The following is a 12,352-nucleotide window of genomic DNA, read 5'->3' as shown; positions in this document are numbered from 1 at the left end:
CGGACCACCACTCGGCATATGTGACCGGTCGTCCGGAGGGGGAGAGCGAAGCATGAAGTCACTGGGCAGCATCCGCAGGGATTTCGCGCCGTGGAGCGATCCGCAGGCGAAGCCCTATATCAGGTTCGAGAACGTCACCAAGCGCTTCGGCGACTTCACCGCCGTCAACAACCTGTCGCTGTCCATCTATGAACGCGAGTTCTTCGCCCTGCTGGGTGCATCCGGTTGCGGCAAGTCCACGCTCCTGCGCATGCTGGCCGGTTTCGAGGAGCCCACTTCCGGGAAAATTCTGCTCGACGGGCAAGATTTGCGCGGTATCCCGCCCTACCGGCGGCCGGTCAACATGATGTTCCAGTCCTACGCCCTGTTCCCGCATATGAGCGTGGAGAAGAACATCGCCTTCGGCCTGAAGCAGGAAGGCATGTCGAAGGCCGACATCGACAGGCGCGTGGCCGAGATGCTCAAGCTGGTCAAGCTGGAGCGCTTTGCCAGCCGCAAGCCGCATCAGCTTTCCGGCGGCCAGCGCCAGCGCGTGGCGCTCGCCCGCTCCGTCGCCAAGCGCCCGAAGGTGCTGCTGCTCGACGAACCGCTCGGCGCGCTCGACAAGAAGCTGCGCGAGGAAACCCAGTTCGAGCTGATGGACCTGCAACAGGAGCTCGGCCTGACCTTCGTGGTCGTCACCCACGATCAGGAAGAGGCCATGACCATGGCCGACCGCATCGCCATCATGGACAAGGGCGAGGTCATGCAGGTGGCGACGCCCGCCGAAATCTACGAGGCGCCCAATTCCCGCTTTGTCGCCGGCTTCGTCGGCAACGTGAACCTGTTCGAGGGCAGCGTCGCCGAGCGCACCGAGAACAGCGCCCGCATCACCGGCGGCAGCGGCGCTCAGATCCTGGTCGAGAATGCCGGCGAGGCGGCGAAGGGCAACGACGTCGCCTTCGCCATACGCCCGGAAAAGATCAGGATTTCGTCGCGCAAGCCGCAGGATGCCGTGAACGCGCTGGAAGGCGAAGTCTACGACATCGCCTATCTCGGCGACATGACGGTCTACTATGTGAAGCTCGACGACGGCCAGATCGTGCGCGCCTCGATGCTGAATGCCGCGCGGATCGTCGACGATCCGCTCACCTGGAGCGACCGCGCCTGGATCTCCTTCCGGCCCGATGCCGGCGTCGTGCTGACGCGATAGGGGGCGGTCATGGCGAATGTCTCCGCTTCCGCATCTGCCGCCCTGCCGGCCGAAAAGACATTTCTCTCGCGCCTGATATCCGGCTTCACCGGGCGGCTTCTCATTCTGGTTCCCTACGCCTGGCTGCTGTTCTTCTTCCTCATTCCCTTCGTCATCGTCTTCAAGATTTCGCTGTCGCAAAGCGCGATCTCGATGCCGCCCTATGCGCCGGCCATCGATTTCAGCGAAGGCATTTCGGGCTTGTGGGCCGCGCTCAGGGAACTCAGCTTCGACAATTATCTCTGGCTGACGGAGGACCCCCTCTATTTCAACGCCTATATTTCCAGCGTTGTCATCGCCGGCATATCGACCCTTCTCACGCTTCTGGTCGGCTATCCGATCGCCTATGGCATGGCGCGCGCGCCGGCGTCGCTGCGTCCCACCCTGCTGATGCTGGTCATCCTGCCGTTCTGGACCTCGTTCCTGATCCGCGTCTACGCATGGATCGGCATCCTGAAACCGGAAGGGCTGCTCAACCAGTTCCTGATGGGGATCGGCGTCATCTCATCGCCGCTCGTCATCATGAACACCTATACGGCGATCTTCATCGGCATCGTCTATTCCTATCTGCCTTTCATGGTGCTGCCGCTCTATTCGTCGCTGGAGAAGATGGACAACTCGCTGATCGAGGCCGCGCAGGACCTCGGCTGTCCGCCGATCAGCGCCTTCTGGAAGATCACCTTCCCGCTGTCGCTGCCGGGCGTCATCGCCGGCTGCCTGCTGGTGTTCATCCCGGCGGTCGGCGAGTTCGTCATTCCCGACCTGCTCGGCGGTTCGCAGACGCTGATGATCGGCCGCACGCTGTGGAACGAGTTCTTCGCCAACCGCGACTGGCCGGTGGCCTCGGCCGTGGCCATCATCCTGCTTTTGGTGCTGGTCATCCCGATCGTCCTCTTCCAGCATGCGCAGGCCCGCGCCCAGGAGCAGGATCGCTGACATGAACGCCACCTGGAGCCGCTTCAACATCGTCTCGATCGTGCTGGGCTTTGCCTTTCTTTACCTGCCGATCGTGCTTCTGGTCGTCTTTTCCTTCAATGCGTCGCGGCTGGTCACCGTCTGGGGCGGATTCTCCACGCAATGGTATGCGGCGCTGTTCCGCAATCAGGGCCTGATGGATGCCGCATGGGTCACGATCCGGGTGGCGCTGGTCTCGGCCTCCGCGGCCACGGTGCTCGGCACCATGGCCGCACTGGTGCTGACGCGCTACACGCGCTTCCGGGGCAGGGTGCTGTTCACCGGCATGGTGTTCGCGCCACTGGTCATGCCGGAGGTCATCACCGGCCTGTCGCTGCTGCTTCTGTTCGTGGCGGTCGGCCTCGACCGCGGCTTCCTCACCGTCACGCTCGCCCACATCACATTTTCCATGTGCTTCGTGGCGGTGGTGGTGCAGTCGCGGCTGATCTCCTTCGACCGCTCGCTGGAAGAAGCGGCGATGGACCTCGGCGCGCCGCCGGTGAAAACCTTCTTCCAGATCACCCTGCCGGTGATCGCCCCCGCCATCATCTCGGGCTGGATGCTGGCCTTCACCCTGTCGCTCGACGATCTGGTCATTGCCAGCTTCGCCTCCGGGCCGGGCGCGACGACGCTGCCGATGAAGATCTACAGCCAGGTGCGGCTTGGCGTGACGCCGGAAATCAATGCCGCCTGCACCATTCTCATCGGCATTGTGTCGCTGGGTGTTATCGCCGCCTCGATTGTCAACAAGCGCCGCGAAGTGCAGCGCCGCCGCGATGAGCAGGCGGCCATGCGACTGGACTGACAGGCCACAAAATGAAAGTGGGCGCCGGATGGTTTTTGCACCGGCGCCCGCTTTCATTCCCGCCCAAACCGGATCAGGCGCCGACCTGCGCGATCCAGTCGTTGAGATTGTAGTAGTTGGAGATGCGCGCAACCTTGCCGTCGCGGATCTCGAAGAAGGCGCCGGCCGGCAGCACATATTTCTGGCCCGCGGCCTCCGGCAGGCCCTCGTCTGTCGCAAGGTATTCGCCGTTGACGGTGAATTCGGCGGCACCGCGCGTGCCATCGGCGCTTTCCATGATGACGATGTCGGTGAGCCGCTCGCGGTAGCAGCGGTTCATCTTGTCCATGAAGTCGCGGAACGTGTCCTTGCCGGTCTGCCGTTCGCCCTGGTTGATGTCGTGCGCCACGTCGTCGGTCAGCAGGTCGAGGAAGGCGTCCATGTCCTGCCGGTTGAAAGCGTCGTAATAGGCGGAAATGGTGTCTGTGGCGCTCATGGTGTCTCCCTGTTCGCAAACGCAATGGCCAAGCCTGCCGCCAAGCCCTATAGCACCCGCTGGAGCTTTGAAAGTCCGGGAGCGACAATGCATATCGTGGTTCGGCAGGGACCGGAGATCGGACCGCATATCGACGATCTGGCGCGGTTGCGCATCGAGGTGTTCCGGGCCTTTCCCTATCTCTACGAAGGGTCGCCCGACTACGAACAGACCTATCTTTCCACCTATGCAAGCGCGCCCGAAAGCCTGTTCGTGCTGGCGTTCGATGGAGAGACCGTCGTCGGCGCCTCGACCGGCGTGCCGATGGATCGGGAAACGGAAGCCTTCCGCAAGCCGTTCGCGGAAAGCGGCCGGGATCCGGCGCGTATCTTCTATTTCGGCGAATCCGTGCTTCTCGCCGCCTATCGCGGGCGCGGCATCGGCGTGCGTTTCTTCGAGGAGCGGGAAGCCTATGCCCGCCGCCTCGGCCGTTTCGACCATTGCTGCTTCTGCGCGGTGGAGCGTCCGGCCGACCATCCTCTGCGGCCGGCGGACTATGTGCCGCTCGACGCGTTCTGGAACAGGCGCGGCTATGTGCACCAGCCGCAGCTTCGCACCGAATTTTCGTGGCGCGACATCGGCGAGGACAAGGAGAGCGCCAAGCCCATGTCGTTCTGGATGAAGGAACTGCGCTGATGGTGAAATTTGCCTCCTGCCAGTATGCCATCGAGCTGTTCGACGGCTGGGATGCCTATGCCGCGCATCTGGAACGGCTTGCCGGCGAAGCGGTGGAAGCCGGGGCGCAGCTGCTGCTTCTGCCCGAATATGCCGCCATGGCGCTGACCGGCCTGTTGCCGGAAGCAGAGCGCGGCGACCTGCACAAATCCATCGCCGCCATCCAGCCCCTCATCCCGCGCTGGCTGGACCTGTGCGAGGCCATTGCCTGCCGCCACGGCGTCTGGTTCTGCCCCGGTTCCGCCCCGGTGCTCGACGCGGATGGCAAATACCGCAACCGCGCCTTCCTGTTCGGGCCGCAGGGTCCTGCCGGTCATCAGGACAAGATCGTCATGACGCGCTTCGAGCGCGAGCAATGGTTCATCGCGGCCGGCACCGGAGGGTTGCGCAGCTTCGACACGCCGCTCGGCAGGCTCGGCATCCTCATCTGCTACGACAACGAATTTCCCATGCTGGCCCGCCGCCTGGCGGAGGAAGGCGTCGAGCTGATCCTCGCGCCAAGCTGCACCGACACCGAAGCCGGCTATCATCGCGTGCGCATCGGTGCGCAGGCGCGTGCGCTGGAAAACCAGCTGGCCGTGCTGGTGTCGCCGACCGCCGGCTCCGCGCCATGGTCGCCGGCCGTGGACGAGAATTTCGGTCGCGCAGCACTCTACGTGCCGGCCGACTATGGCATGCCGCCGAGCGGGGTTTTTGTGGAGAGCGAAGCGTTGACCACGCAAACCAGCCGATGGCTGATCGGCGAGATCGATCTGGAGAAAGTGGCTGCCCTGCGCCTTGGGGGACAGGTGGCGCTCTACCGCGACTGGCCGGAGCAGTTCGGGCTGTGAAGCATTTCCAGCAAAAGTGCGAAGCGGTTTTGCGCTCGGAATTGCGTCGAGACAAAGGGTTGGAGGGTTCTTGCGATTCGGAGAAAAGCGGAATGCGCCAGCCGCTCAGCCCAGTTTTGCGGCCGCTTCGGCGAGAGCATCGAAAGGCAGCATGATCGAGCCGTGGCGGGATGGGAATGTTCGTGCCGCCTTGAACATGCCAAGCTCGGCCCAGTGATCGGAAAAGGCAACGTCCTCGCCCGCCAGCAGGGCGGCGAGCCGTTCGCCCGTTTCCGCGATCTCGCCAAAACTACGCCCCGGCGCTTTTGCGGCCACGACCGCCGTTGCGGCCATGCCGAGCGTGCAGGCGCGCGCCCGATACCCCAGCGCCGTCACGACCTTGCCTTCATGGCGGATGTCGAGCGCCAGCGTGCTGCCGCACAAAGGGCTGGTGCGGCTGACGGTGAGGTCTGCGGGGGCAAGCCGGGCGTCGTTGCGCACCTTGCGCGCCCAGTCCCGCACCCGCGCTTCATAGAGTTGTGCGAGGTCGCCCTCCGTGGTCATTCCTCCACGTCGTTGTTCATCTGCCGGCCGAGCACGGCAAGGAACTGCAGCAGAAAATGCAGGCCGCGCCGCACATCCTCGTTGCCGGCAGTGCGCAGCAGGCCGAACAGCGTCGGCACAGGCAGGGTCGCCGCCTGATTCTGTGCGTAGCGTGCGGCATTGCCGAGGGCCCAGGCGGTGCCGATGGATTCCTCGTAAGCCTTCATCAGTTTCTGGACCATGGCGTCGTCGAACATGTCGACGCCGTCGGAGGCCAGCGAAAGCAGGTCCACGACATTGTGGAAGCGCTTGCCCTGAATGAGCGGCGCGACCTTTTCCACAAGTTCCTTCAGGCCGCGTTCCGTCGCTTCGTCCAGCAGCGGCGAGAGCGCTGTGGCGGTTTCGGGCAGGGTGGCGTGGGTATCCGGACCGGATGCGTTCAAGGTGATGTCCTCCCCAGAGGCTGCAAATCGTTTTTCGATGTTCAGATGATGCCGCGCGCGACAGACCAGTAGATGCCGCGATTGAACGCCTTGCGCAGCAGCCCGCCCACCTTGGTCGGCGGCGTCGGATGCACATCCTCGTCATAGTCGTACCAGAGCGGCATACCGGCCTCGAGGCCCATCTGGGCCACCGCCTGCACCTTGCCGTCATACATGTCCACGGTGCGTCCGAGGCGCAGGTCGCCGGCGATGTTGTTGACGACGACCGGGCACTGGTTGTGGCAGGAGCCGCCCGCCTTGGAGATCGGCAGGTCCACCGTGTCGCCCATCACATAGGCGTTGGGGAAGCCTTCGAGCTGAAGCGTCTGGCGGTTGGTGGGCAGCCAGCCCTCGTTGTTGGCGGCTTGCGAGACGCCGCTTTCCAGAACCGCGTCCACAGCGCGGATCGGCGGCGTGCACATGAGCAGGTCGAAGCCTTCCTCCTTGCCTTCCTCGGAGGTGGCGACCTTGCGCTCCGGGTCGACCGAGGCCAGCGTGAAGCCGCGCTGGTACTTGATGCCCTTGCTTTCGAAGATCGCCGGCATCACCTCGCACACCTCCTGTTGCAGGAACAGGCAGTTGCGCAGAAGCTGGGAAACGGTCGGATAGGTGTAGACGATCTCGACCTGATCGCGCACGCCCTTGCGGCGCAGATATTCATCGAGCATCAGCGTGGTTTCCACCGGGGCGATGCCGCACTGGTGCGGCACGTTCGGCGTTTTCGGGAAGTTCACGGTGATGAAGATGCGGCCTTTCTCGAAATTGCGCAGTTTCTCAGCCATCTGAAGCGCCGGCTTCTGCTGGTAGAAATAGTCGCCCGCTTCCTTCAGGCCGGGAATGCGTTCGGGCGCTGGCAGGCAGCCGGTCGAAACGACGATGTAGTCGTAGCCGATGGTCTTGCCGCTTTGCGTCTTCACCTTCGAGCCCGCGAAGTCGAAGCTGGTCACCTTGTCGACGCGAAAGTCGATCTCCGGGCGCAGCAGGGATTGCTGCTTGCGGCGCAACTCGCCCTCGAAGAACATGTCGAAGGCAACGTACATGAACGCCGGCTTGTAATAGTGCCAGGGCGAATCCGAAAGCAGGGTGACTTTCACAGCGCCGCGCGCCACTTCCGGGTAAAGCTTGGCCACGATGCTGTTGGCGGTCATCGTGCCGCCAATGCCGCCGCCGACGACAAGTATATGCTTGGTCAAGAAAGCCTCCCTCCGGCGGGCATTGCTGCGCCTGCTGTCATGTTTCCTCGACGGTGAGGCTAGCACAGGAAAATCGGCGCCGGTTCTGGCAATGTTTCCATTCTGGAAGCATGATGTTCGCCTCAGAAGGAGCCCGCCGGTGGAAGAACAACAGATCCGCACCATTGTGCAGACGCAGATCATCGAATGTCTCAACCGCTTCTATGCGATCGAGACGGGCATGTGGGGCGGCCCGCTGCATGCGCTGATCATCCGTACGGTGATTGCCGGGGAAAATCAGGGCCGGCTCTATGATCTCTCGGCCATTGCCAATGTGCTGGACCTGCCGCTGTCGACCGTGCATCGCAAGGTGCGCGAGCTGGAAGGAATGGAGTTTCTGTATCGGCAGCGCGATGGCCGCTCGACCTATCTGCGCCCCACCTCGCGCACCTGCGTCGAGATGGACAAGTCCTTCGACGAGATGGTCGGCACGCTGCGGCGTCTTTACAGATCGCCGGCAGCGCTGATGAAATAGCGGAGGCTGGCGGCCGCTCAGCCCTGCGCGATGGAGATGTGCAGGATTTCGGCGGCCGCCGCGCGGTTGATGACGCTTTCGCCCGCTTCGAGCGCGATGGCGTCGAAGCGTTCGATGGCGAGTTCCTGACCGTCCGCTTCGATGTTGGCAGGGGAATTGAACACCACCCAGCCGAAGCCCGGCTGGGTGCCAGAGGGCGGGAATGTTTCTGCGGGAGCCAGCGTCAGGCGCCGCATCTCATGGGTGCAGCGCCCGCGCCGTGTCATGATGTTGAGGTCGACGGTGGGCCCGCCGAGATTGCGGCTGGAGATTTCCCAGTCGCCTGAAAAGGAGAAGGGCGAACCGCCGGGCTTCAGCTCGACGGCTTTCCCTTCGGGCAGATCGAGCGCCAGGCCAGCACCGTCGAGCAGGGCGATGGTGCGGTCGATGCCGGCGAACACCGAAAAGGGCCCGTCGGCACCGACATGGGCGATCGACAGCCGCCAGTCGAAACTGTCGGTGTCGCTGCCCGCCGGAAAGGCCGCCACCTCTTCGGTGAGGCCCTGCCCGTTCTTCCATGCCATGCGCTTGTGGCCGGCGCGGCGCGCGATCTTCATGGCCTGCCTCAGTTTCCGAGGATGCCCGGCAGGCGCAGGCCCTGCTTCTTCGCCCAGTCCAGCGCGATGTCGTAGCCGGCATCGGCATGGCGCATGACGCCGGTGGCCGGATCGTTCCACAGCACGCGCTCGATGCGGCGTGCCGCGTCGTCGGTGCCGTCGCAGCAGATCACCATGCCGGAATGCTGCGAGAAGCCCATCCCGACGCCGCCGCCATGGTGCAACGACACCCACGTCGCGCCCGAGGCGGTGTTGAGCAGGGCGTTGAGCAGCGGCCAGTCGGACACGGCGTCCGAACCGTCCTTCATCGCTTCCGTCTCGCGGTTGGGCGAGGCGACCGAGCCGGAATCGAGGTGGTCGCGGCCGATGACGATGGGCGCCTTGAGCTCGCCGTTCTTCACCATCTCGTTGAAGGCGAGGCCGAGGCGGTGGCGGTCGCCGAGGCCGACCCAGCAGATGCGCGCCGGCAGGCCCTGGAACTCGATGCGCTCGCGCGCCATGTCCAGCCAGTTGTGCAGGTGGGCGTTGTCGGGGATCAGTTCCTTGACCTTGGCGTCGGTCTTGTAGATGTCCTCCGGATCGCCCGACAGGGCCGCCCAGCGGAACGGGCCGACGCCGCGGCAGAACAGCGGGCGGATATAGGCCGGCACGAAACCGGGGAAGGCGAAGGCGTTTTCAAAGCCTTCTTCCAGCGCCATCTGGCGGATGTTGTTGCCGTAGTCGACGGTCGGGATGCCCATGTCGTGGAAGGCAACCATCGCCTCGACCTGAATGCGCATGGAAGCGCGCGCGGCCTTCTCGACGGCCTTGGGGTCGCTCTCCTGCCTGGCGCGCCATTCGGCGACGGTCCAGCCGATGGGCAGGTAGCCGTGGACCGGGTCGTGCGCCGAGGTCTGGTCGGTGACGATGTCGGGCTTGACGCCGCGCTTGACCAGTTCGGGAAACACCTCCGCCGCATTGCCGATCAGGGCGATGGACTTCGCCTCGCCGGCCTTGGTCCATGCGTCGATCTTCGCCAGCGCCTCGTCGAGGCTGTGGGTCTTTTCGTCGACATAGCGGGTGCGCAGGCGGAAATCGGCGCGGGTTTCGTCGCATTCGACGGCGAGGCAGCAGGCGCCGGCCATCACGGCCGCCAGCGGCTGTGCGCCGCCCATGCCGCCGAGGCCGCCGGTGAGGATCCACTTGCCCTTGAGATTGCCCTCATAGTGCTGGCGGCCGGCTTCCACGAAGGTCTCGTAGGTGCCCTGCACGATTCCTTGAGCGCCGATATAGATCCAAGAGCCGGCCGTCATCTGGCCGTACATGGCGAGGCCCTTCTTGTCCAGCTCGTTGAAGTGGTCCCAGTTGGCCCAGTGCGGCACCAGGTTGGAGTTGGCGATCAGCACGCGCGGCGCGTCCTTGTGGGTGCGGAACACGCCGACCGGCTTGCCCGACTGCACCAGCAGCGTCTCGTCCTCATTCAGCGTCTTCAGCGTGGCGACGATGCGGTCGAAATCGGCCCAGGTGCGGGCGGCGCGGCCGATGCCGCCATAGACGACCAGCTCGTGCGGACGCTCGGCCACATCCGGGTCGAGGTTGTTCATCAGCATGCGCAGCGGCGCTTCGGTCAGCCAGCTCTTTGCGTTGAGCTCGTCGCCGCGCGGGGCGCGGACTTCGCGTTCGTTGTGACGGGGATTTGACATGGTTGGGGTCCTCTCAGCGTTTAAGCCCGAACGCGACCTGTTCGATGCGTTCGAGAATGGCTTTCAAAGGCACGCGCAGGCGCGCGGCTTTCGTTTCGTCGTAGTCGAAGGGCACTGTCTCGGCGGCGAGATGGGTGGATTGGGCAAGCTCCATCTGGATGGCGTGGACGCCCGTTTCCGGCCTGCCATAGTGGCGCGTCGTCCAGCCCCCCTTGAAGCGGCCGTTCAGGATCGAGCTGTAGCCTTCCGCCTTGCGCGCGATCTCGACGGCTGCGGCTTCGATCGCCGGGTCGCACGTTCTTCCCATGTCGGTGCCGATGTTGAAGTCCGGCAGCTTGCCCTCGAACAGGAAGGGGATATGCGAGCGGATGGAATGGCAATCGTAGAGGATGGCCACGCCATGGATCGCCTTCACCCGCGCGATCTCGGCCGCAAGCGCATCGTGATAGGGCTTGTGGAAGCGCGCGATGCGGTCGGCGGTGTCGGCTTCGGTCGGAGCCTGGCCTTCTTTCCAGATCGAAACGCCGTCGAAGTCGGTCTCGGGGATCAGCGAGGTGGTGTTCTGGCCGGGATAGAGGCTCGCGCCCGCCGGATCGCGATTGGCATCGATGCAATAGCGGTGGAAGGTGGCGCGCACCGTGGTGACGTTGTCGAGCAGCCCGTCATAGAGCTTGTGAATGTGCCAGTCGGTGTCGGCGAGCAATAGACCGTTGTCGTTCAGGCGCCCCCTGATGTCGTCCGGCACGTCGGTGCCGGTATGCGGCAGGCCCAGAATGACCGGCGACGTGCCCTGGCGGACTTCGAACACAGCGGCCATCTCAGCCCTCCAGAGCGGGCAGCAGGCCGGCCGAGACGCTGGCGGTCAGCGAGCCGTCGGCGACCAGCTTGGCCGCAACGGCAAGATCGGGCGCCATGTAGCGGTCGTTTTCCAGCGCCGGAACGGCGGCGCGCAGGCAGGCAATCGCCTTCTGCAATTCGGGGCTGGTGGTCAGCGGGCCGCGCAGCTCCACGCCCTGCGCGCCGGCCAGCGCCTCGATGCCGATGATGCTGAACAGGTTCTCCGTCATCTGCAACAGGCGGCGCGCGCCGTGGCAGGCCATGGAAACGTGGTCTTCCTGATTGGCCGAGGTCGGCGTGGAATCCACCGAGGCCGGATGTGACATCTGCTTGTTCTCGCTCATCAGCGCAGCGGAGGTCACTTCGGCGATCATCAGACCGGAGTTGAGGCCCGGATTGCGGGCGAGGAAGGGCGGCAGGCCGTAGGAAAGCGCCGGATCGACCAGAAGCGCGATGCGGCGCTGGGCAATCGCCCCGATCTCGCAGACGGCGAGCGCGATCTGGTCGGCGGCGAAGGCCACCGGCTCGGCGTGGAAATTGCCGCCCGAGACGACACTGTCGTCGGACAGCACCAGCGGGTTGTCGGTGACGGCGTTGGCCTCGATCTCCAGCGTGCGGCCGACCTGGCGCAGCAGGTCGAGGCAGGCACCGTCGACCTGCGGCTGGCAGCGGATGCAGTAGGGGTCCTGCACGCGCTCGTCGCCGTCGATATGGCTCTGGCGGATGACCGAGCCGTCGAGCAGGGCGCGGAGTGCCGCCGCCGTGTCGATCTGGCCCCTGTGGCCGCGCAGCGTGTGGATGTCGGCGGTGAAGGGGGCGGAGGAGCCCATGGCCGCGTCGGTGGAAAGCGCGCCGGTGATCAGCGCCGCCTGCGCGGCGCGGTGGGCGCGGAACAGGCCGGCCAGCGCCAGCGCGGTCGAGGCCTGGGTGCCGTTGATCAGCGCCAGACCTTCCTTGGCAGCGAGCACGACCGGCTGCAAGCCGGCGCGCTCCAGCGCCGCACGGCCCGAAAGCTGCTCGCCCTGATAGAAGGCTTCGCCTTCGCCCATCATGACGGCGGCGAAATGCGCGAGCGGGGCAAGGTCGCCGGACGCCCCGACCGAGCCCTTTTCAGGGATCAGCGGCACCACGCCCTTTTCCAGCATGCCCTCGATCAGGCGCACCAGCTCCAGCCGCACGCCGGATGCACCGCGCCCCAGCGAGACGAGCTTCAGCGCCATGATCAGCCGCACGATGTTTTCCGGCAGCGGCGCCCCGACGCCGCAGCAATGCGACAGGATGAGGTTGCGCTGGAGGGTGGCGGTGTCGGCGGCGTCGATCTTGATCGAGGCGAGCTTGCCGAAGCCGGTGTTGACGCCATAGACCGGCTCGTTGCCGGCGGCGATGGCGGCGATGCGGGCCGCCGCCTTCTCGATGCGGGAATCGAAGCTGCGGTCGAGGACGGCGTTCTCGCCAGTCCAGAAGATCGCGGCCAGATCGGCCAGCGGCACGGAACCGGGATGAAGCGTGATGGTCAT

At 64.9% G+C, this 12,352-nt stretch carries 14 protein-coding genes; 6 read left to right on the top strand and 8 right to left on the bottom strand.

Annotation, left to right across the window (positions count from 1 at the left end; genetic code table 11):
* Positions 1–52: 52 nt before the first annotated feature.
* The 3 genes from DES43_RS02455 to DES43_RS02445 are packed head-to-tail and all read left to right on the top strand — an operon-like array spanning position 53 to position 2,990.
* Entirely contained in the window at positions 53–1,192 is a 1,140-nt protein-coding gene (locus DES43_RS02455; RefSeq protein ID WP_035025297.1) for an ABC transporter ATP-binding protein, read from the top strand.
* 9 nt (positions 1,193–1,201) lie between these two features.
* Entirely contained in the window at positions 1,202–2,167 is a 966-nt protein-coding gene (locus DES43_RS02450; RefSeq protein WP_035025295.1) for an ABC transporter permease subunit, read from the top strand.
* Position 2,168: 1 nt separating this feature from the next.
* Entirely contained in the window at positions 2,169–2,990 is an 822-nt protein-coding gene (locus DES43_RS02445) for an ABC transporter permease subunit (RefSeq protein ID WP_035025293.1), read from the top strand.
* 73 nt (positions 2,991–3,063) lie between these two features.
* On the opposite strand, the gene DES43_RS02440 is transcribed toward DES43_RS02445, so the two are convergent.
* On the bottom strand, positions 3,064–3,465 hold the full coding sequence (locus DES43_RS02440; RefSeq protein ID WP_035025291.1) for a ketosteroid isomerase-related protein: 402 nt from the start codon (positions 3,463–3,465) through the stop codon (positions 3,064–3,066).
* 87 nt (positions 3,466–3,552) lie between these two features.
* On the opposite strand from DES43_RS02440, the gene DES43_RS02435 reads away from it, so the two are divergent.
* Both DES43_RS02435 and DES43_RS02430 read left to right on the top strand, forming a co-directional pair.
* Positions 3,553–4,140: a GNAT family N-acetyltransferase gene (locus DES43_RS02435; protein ID WP_035025289.1), complete on the top strand. Its 588-nt coding sequence runs from the start codon at positions 3,553–3,555 to the stop codon at positions 4,138–4,140.
* Complete coding sequence (locus tag DES43_RS02430; protein WP_035025287.1) at positions 4,140–5,009, top strand: carbon-nitrogen hydrolase family protein; 870 nt, start codon at positions 4,140–4,142, stop codon at positions 5,007–5,009. Before DES43_RS02435 ends, DES43_RS02430 begins: the two co-directional genes overlap by 1 nt.
* A gap of 105 nt (positions 5,010–5,114) precedes the next feature.
* Here the strand turns inward: DES43_RS02430 and DES43_RS02425 are convergent, their stop codons facing one another.
* The 3 genes from DES43_RS02425 to DES43_RS02415 are packed head-to-tail and all read right to left on the bottom strand — an operon-like array spanning position 5,115 to position 7,206.
* The gene (locus DES43_RS02425) at positions 5,115–5,552 is read right to left on the bottom strand and encodes an iron-sulfur cluster assembly scaffold protein (protein WP_035025286.1); all 438 of its coding nucleotides are present in this window, start codon (positions 5,550–5,552) and stop codon (positions 5,115–5,117) included.
* Positions 5,549–5,974, bottom strand: coding sequence for a DUF1641 domain-containing protein (locus tag DES43_RS02420; RefSeq protein ID WP_084496446.1), 426 nt, complete (start codon positions 5,972–5,974; stop codon positions 5,549–5,551). The genes DES43_RS02425 and DES43_RS02420 overlap by 4 nt, the downstream gene beginning before the upstream one ends.
* A gap of 41 nt (positions 5,975–6,015) precedes the next feature.
* The gene (locus DES43_RS02415) at positions 6,016–7,206 is read right to left on the bottom strand and encodes an NAD(P)/FAD-dependent oxidoreductase (RefSeq protein WP_035025284.1); all 1,191 of its coding nucleotides are present in this window, start codon (positions 7,204–7,206) and stop codon (positions 6,016–6,018) included.
* 139 nt (positions 7,207–7,345) lie between these two features.
* Here DES43_RS02415 and DES43_RS02410 point away from each other — a divergent pair, with 139 nt between their 5' ends.
* Positions 7,346–7,720, top strand: a complete 375-nt coding sequence (locus DES43_RS02410; protein ID WP_035025381.1) for a helix-turn-helix domain-containing protein — start codon at positions 7,346–7,348, stop codon at positions 7,718–7,720.
* 17 nt (positions 7,721–7,737) lie between these two features.
* Here DES43_RS02410 and DES43_RS02405 read toward each other — a convergent pair whose 3' ends face one another.
* From DES43_RS02405 to hutH, 4 genes are read right to left on the bottom strand one after another with little or no spacing between them, the layout of a single operon-like run.
* Entirely contained in the window at positions 7,738–8,316 is a 579-nt protein-coding gene (locus DES43_RS02405; protein ID WP_051520484.1) for a HutD/Ves family protein, read from the bottom strand.
* A gap of 8 nt (positions 8,317–8,324) precedes the next feature.
* Entirely contained in the window at positions 8,325–9,998 is a 1,674-nt protein-coding gene (gene hutU, locus DES43_RS02400) for a urocanate hydratase (RefSeq protein WP_035025281.1), read from the bottom strand.
* A gap of 13 nt (positions 9,999–10,011) precedes the next feature.
* Positions 10,012–10,815: an N-formylglutamate deformylase gene (gene hutG, locus DES43_RS02395; protein ID WP_035025279.1), complete on the bottom strand. Its 804-nt coding sequence runs from the start codon at positions 10,813–10,815 to the stop codon at positions 10,012–10,014.
* A 1-nt stretch (position 10,816) separates the two neighbouring features.
* Entirely contained in the window at positions 10,817–12,352 is a 1,536-nt protein-coding gene (hutH, locus tag DES43_RS02390) for a histidine ammonia-lyase (RefSeq protein WP_035025276.1), read from the bottom strand.

This window comes from Aquamicrobium defluvii, from assembly GCF_004363725.1.
Lineage (GTDB): Bacteria > Pseudomonadota > Alphaproteobacteria > Rhizobiales > Rhizobiaceae > Mesorhizobium > Mesorhizobium defluvii.
The sequence above is the reverse complement of the archived record's forward strand: the minus strand, read 5'-3'. Positions and strand labels throughout refer to the sequence as shown.

Coding starts and splice junctions, on each gene's coding strand:
- DES43_RS02455 (WP_035025297.1), top strand. CDS start 53: ATGAAGTCACTGGGCAGCATCCGCAGGGATTTCGCGCCGTGGAGCGAT.
- DES43_RS02450 (WP_035025295.1), top strand. CDS start 1,202: ATGGCGAATGTCTCCGCTTCCGCATCTGCCGCCCTGCCGGCCGAAAAG.
- DES43_RS02445 (WP_035025293.1), top strand. CDS start 2,169: ATGAACGCCACCTGGAGCCGCTTCAACATCGTCTCGATCGTGCTGGGC.
- DES43_RS02440 (WP_035025291.1), bottom strand. CDS start 3,465: ATGAGCGCCACAGACACCATTTCCGCCTATTACGACGCTTTCAACCGG.
- DES43_RS02435 (WP_035025289.1), top strand. CDS start 3,553: ATGCATATCGTGGTTCGGCAGGGACCGGAGATCGGACCGCATATCGAC.
- DES43_RS02430 (WP_035025287.1), top strand. CDS start 4,140: ATGGTGAAATTTGCCTCCTGCCAGTATGCCATCGAGCTGTTCGACGGC.
- DES43_RS02425 (WP_035025286.1), bottom strand. CDS start 5,552: ATGACCACGGAGGGCGACCTCGCACAACTCTATGAAGCGCGGGTGCGG.
- DES43_RS02405 (WP_051520484.1), bottom strand. CDS start 8,316: ATGAAGATCGCGCGCCGCGCCGGCCACAAGCGCATGGCATGGAAGAAC.
- hutU (WP_035025281.1), bottom strand. CDS start 9,998: ATGTCAAATCCCCGTCACAACGAACGCGAAGTCCGCGCCCCGCGCGGC.
- hutG (WP_035025279.1), bottom strand. CDS start 10,815: ATGGCCGCTGTGTTCGAAGTCCGCCAGGGCACGTCGCCGGTCATTCTG.
- hutH (WP_035025276.1), bottom strand. CDS start 12,352: ATGACCATCACGCTTCATCCCGGTTCCGTGCCGCTGGCCGATCTGGCC.